Raw genomic sequence first — 3,334 nt, forward strand, 5'->3', positions numbered from 1 at the left:
AGCCGTCGTCATCGTCATCGCTATTTGTCTCGCTTCTCACCCCGTGCAAGGGAAGGAATTAGTAAGGGTGTCTCACTCCAGCCTGGCGCACAGGGTGCGGGCGACTTTGAAGAGCTCGGCGATTTCGGTGGTTGTGTGTTGTCCTCCCTTATATAGGGAGACAAGGTGCGCTTCCTGGCTCTTGCTGAGTTTGGGTTGTTTGCCGCGGAGCCTGCCTTTGGCTTTGGCGACCTGCATGCCTTCGCGGGTGCGGGCTCGGATGAGGTCGGATTCGAATTCGGCGACCATGGCCAGGACGTTGAACAGGAGCCGGCCAACAGGGTCAGTCGGGTCGTGAATGTTCCCACCGATGCTGAGCTTGACCTTCTTCTTAGTGAGGTCCTCAATGATGTCCCGAGCATCAGGTAGGGACCGGGCGAGCCGGTCGAGTTTGGTGACGACGAGAGTGTCCCCTTCCCGGCATGCTGCCAGTGCTTCGCGGAGTCCTGGTCGTTCCCGGTTGGTGCCGGTCAAACCGTGGTCGACATAGATCCGGTCCTTAGGGACGTGGAGGGCGGCGAGGCCGTCGCGTTGAGCGGTGAGGTCCTGCTCGTTGGTCGAGACGCGCGCGTACCCGATGGTGTGTCCGGTCATGCTACTCACTGTAGCGGTTGTGCTACCTAAGCGGGACAGTTTTCCGGGCGGGGTATACGCGAATCGGAGACTCCAGGTTCTATATGGGATTTCTGGTGGTGATTTGCGCCGGAAATAGTGGAGCGGTGGAGGATCCGGCACTGGACGGGTTCAGGGGATCGAACTTATCATTTTCGAGTTCAAGGCAGGAGGTCGAGATATTGCGGTCGAGCCTTCATGGAATGGATCAGTAGTTCGTTTCCGCTATCAAAGCGGAGAACAACGAGTTCCAGGAGCCGGCCCGTTGGATCGAATCCGAGGCGGAATTCTCGCGCCGGGTTCTCGTCATCCAGATGTGCAGAATACACGTGATATTCGGCCGCATGTGTGCCAGCCTCCGCACTGATCCCATGTTTGAGCGCAGAATTGTGGACCTTCACGCGATATGCGCCCAGGTACGCACAGCTTCGCGGATCGCCTCAGAGCGGGATACATGTTCCTGCTCAGCGCGGGCGTTCAATGCCGCCAGTAACACTGCGTCCATCCTTACAGGCACGATTGCGCCCGGGCCGTCTCCCACAGTAGGGCGACCGCGCTTGCGCAGCGTCTCGACTTCATAGCCGCTCTCGGCTTCGTTCGCCCATCCCTGAATCATCTCGTCCGTGACGGGTTGTCCGTCAATCGCTTCTTCACCCATACACATTAGTGTAATACGAAATGCTGATCCTCCACCCGCCGACTCGCGTCGTAAGGGGATCGATGGGGATTCTCTTCGAGTTTCGAGCACCCTTCGATCTTCTGTCACTTATCAACAATCTTGTGACCTTTGCATGACTTAGAATAAGTAACCGGTTAGATGACAGTTTCCCGTTCTACTGCGATCCGGGCTCAGACTGTCACGTAAACGAACGTATAAATGATGGAGGAAAAACCGGATGCTCGTCGGTTACATGCGCGTCTCCAAGGCCGACGGATCCCAGACCACGGACCTGCAGCGCGATGCACTCCTCGCCGCCGGCGTTGAGTGCGGGCAACTGTATGAGGACAAAGCCTCCGGCAAGAAAGAGGACCGCCCGGAACTTGTTTCCTGCCTGAAGTCTCTGCGGGCCGGTGACATCTTGATGGTGTGGAAGCTGGACCGGCTCGGCCGGGACCTACGGCACCTAGTCAACATCGTCCACGACCTCACCGAACGCGGGATCGGGCTCAAGGTCCTCACCGGGCAGGGTGCCGCCATCGACACCACCACCGCCTCCGGGAAACTCGTCTTCGGGATCTTCGCCGCCCTGGCCGAATTCGAACGCGAACTGATCTCCGAACGCACCATCGCCGGCCTCGCCTCCGCCCGCGCCCGCGGCCGCAAAGGTGGGCGACCCTACAAAATGACCCCCGCCAAAGTCCGTCTCGCCAGAGCCTCCATGGGGCAGCCCGACACCAAAGTCGGCGACCTCTGCAAGGAACTCGGCATCACCCGACAGACCTTGTATCGACACGTGTCCCCCACCGGTGAACTACGGCCCGACGGGATCAAGCTGCTGTCCAAGACTTAGCCGTCCCAGTGCCGTGAGGATGGATCGGGAAGACTAGGCCCTACTGCACTGGCTAATAGCGCTCGGGAGCCACCCAAGTCAGACCAGGGGTGCAGCTACGCTACTCAGACACCCGGCTGAAAGAAGACCCACCTTGATCACTGTTCACCTTCGTTACGAAATCGACCCGGATAAGCTCTCCGACTTTGAAGAGTACGGTCGACGCTGGATCCGCCTCGTCAATAAATTTGGTGGAACCCACCACGGCTACTTCCTACCAAGTGAGGGAGACAGCGATATAGCCTATGCACTCTTCACTTTCCCATCGCTTGCCGAATATGAACGGTATCGGACCGAATCAGCCATGGACCCCGATTGCTTGGAGGCCTACCACCATGCCCAAGACACTGGGTGCATACGCCGCTACGAGCGACGCTTCTTGACCCCTCTGTTCGAGTAGTAAGGGACATACCCCTTCCGCACATTGGGTTCCAATAGCCGGGCACAACAAACACAGTAAATCCTCACGGGCATGTTTGAAGGTGATCGGGAACCCGCGCTCCAACCCCGTACAGACGACTTCTAAAACTGACACGTTCGCCGGCAGTCAGCCCCGAAAAATGTGGAGCGGTGGAGGATCGGCTAACGGGACGACAGAACCGCCAATGCAAGTTGTGATTAACCGCCATCTGGATGCAGCAGTTTTTCTGAGAAGACGTTTTGGCAGGCATCGCAACGCTTGAGCACCCCGATCGTCGGGGATGCTCCGTTGGGGCTGCTGAAGGTTCGGTTTCCATTTAGCCTGTCAGGACTTTGTCCTCCTCGAGGGATCGCCCTTATGGCGAAGCCATCTGCGAATCCGGTGCTCTGAGCGCGTGATCGCACCTAGAATCATGCAGCCCTGTGTTACACCACGCGCATGGACTTGACCGGCCGTGCACCGTGCGGGTACTACCCGATGCGAGCCCAACCGGGTACGGGTGTTGTCCTCGCCGCGGTGGAACGTCGGGTGGTCCATCATCCGACCCTTTCGGCTTCCACTGCACATTTGGGTCTCTCGAGAATCCGTGGCGCACCTCAGCATCGTTGGAGAATCGCCGGTACTCAGGGCAGGAATATTGGTGTACCCGCGAGTCGTTGCATGAGTGCAGGGCACCGTCGATGGGGCGGGGGCCCACCCCCTCAAAACTACT

General features: G+C 58.6%; 4 protein-coding genes. 2 read left to right on the forward strand and 2 right to left on the reverse strand.

The features are described from left to right. Positions 1-72: 72 nt before the first annotated feature. Positions 73-633 carry a recombinase family protein gene (locus IWX65_RS17285; RefSeq protein ID WP_196884788.1) on the reverse strand — a complete coding sequence of 187 codons (561 nt, stop codon included), beginning with the start codon at positions 631-633 and terminating at the stop codon, positions 73-75. A 415-nt stretch (positions 634-1,048) separates the two neighbouring features. Next, a complete protein-coding gene (locus IWX65_RS17290) occupies positions 1,049-1,309 on the reverse strand; it encodes a ribbon-helix-helix domain-containing protein (protein ID WP_196884789.1) in 261 nt (86 codons plus the stop codon). Between the two features lie 238 nt (positions 1,310-1,547). On the opposite strand from IWX65_RS17290, the gene IWX65_RS17295 reads away from it, so the two are divergent. Both IWX65_RS17295 and IWX65_RS17300 read left to right on the forward strand, forming a co-directional pair. Further along, a complete protein-coding gene (locus IWX65_RS17295; RefSeq protein WP_196884790.1) occupies positions 1,548-2,162 on the forward strand; it encodes a recombinase family protein in 615 nt (204 codons plus the stop codon). Positions 2,163-2,295: 133 nt separating this feature from the next. Beyond that, positions 2,296-2,601, forward strand: coding sequence for an NIPSNAP family protein (locus tag IWX65_RS17300; RefSeq protein ID WP_196884791.1), 306 nt, complete (start codon positions 2,296-2,298; stop codon positions 2,599-2,601). Positions 2,602-3,334 lie beyond the last annotated feature (733 nt).

Origin of the sequence: Arthrobacter sp. CAN_A214, from assembly GCF_015751955.1 — a bacterium.
Classification (GTDB): domain Bacteria; phylum Actinomycetota; class Actinomycetes; order Actinomycetales; family Micrococcaceae; genus Arthrobacter_D.